The following is a 502-nucleotide window of genomic DNA, read 5'->3' as shown; positions in this document are numbered from 1 at the left end:
TGATCGACTCCACCTGCGTGCGCGTCCACCAACATGGTGCGACGGGTAAAAAGGGGGAGCCGGCGATCGCGGCATGGGACGTTCCCGAGGTGGCCTCACGAGCAAGATTCATGCCCTCGTTGACGCTGACGGTCGTCCCGTTGCCCTCCGTCTGACCGGCGGCCAGGTCCACGACAGTCAGGAAGCCGGAGCACTGATCGAGGTCATGCCAGAAGGCGCAACACTGCTCGGTGACAAGGGCTATGACAGCAACGCCATCCGCGAAGCCGCTGCCCGCAAGAACGCTTGGGCCAACATTCCGGCGCGATCCAACCGCAAGCAGCGCTTCACTTTCTCCGGTTGGGTCTATCGCCAGCGCAACCTCGTCGAGCGCTTCTTCAACCGCATCAAGCACTTCCGTGGCATCGCCACCCGCTATGACAAGTGCCCCGACAACTATCTCGCCGCCGTCAAGCTCATCTGTGCACGCATCTGGTGCGCCGCGTTATGAGTCTACGGCCTA

The 502-nt window shown here is 62.4% G+C and carries 1 pseudogene; it reads left to right on the top strand.

Going from position 1 to position 502, the window contains the following annotated elements:
• Positions 1-490: pseudogene (locus K4G67_RS17215) on the top strand (IS5 family transposase); the annotation flags it as partial.
• Positions 491-502: the final 12 nt, after the last annotated feature.

This window comes from Croceicoccus hydrothermalis (genome assembly GCF_022378335.1).
Lineage (GTDB): Bacteria > Pseudomonadota > Alphaproteobacteria > Sphingomonadales > Sphingomonadaceae > Croceicoccus > Croceicoccus hydrothermalis.
The sequence above is the reverse complement of the archived record's forward strand: the minus strand, read 5'-3'. Positions and strand labels throughout refer to the sequence as shown.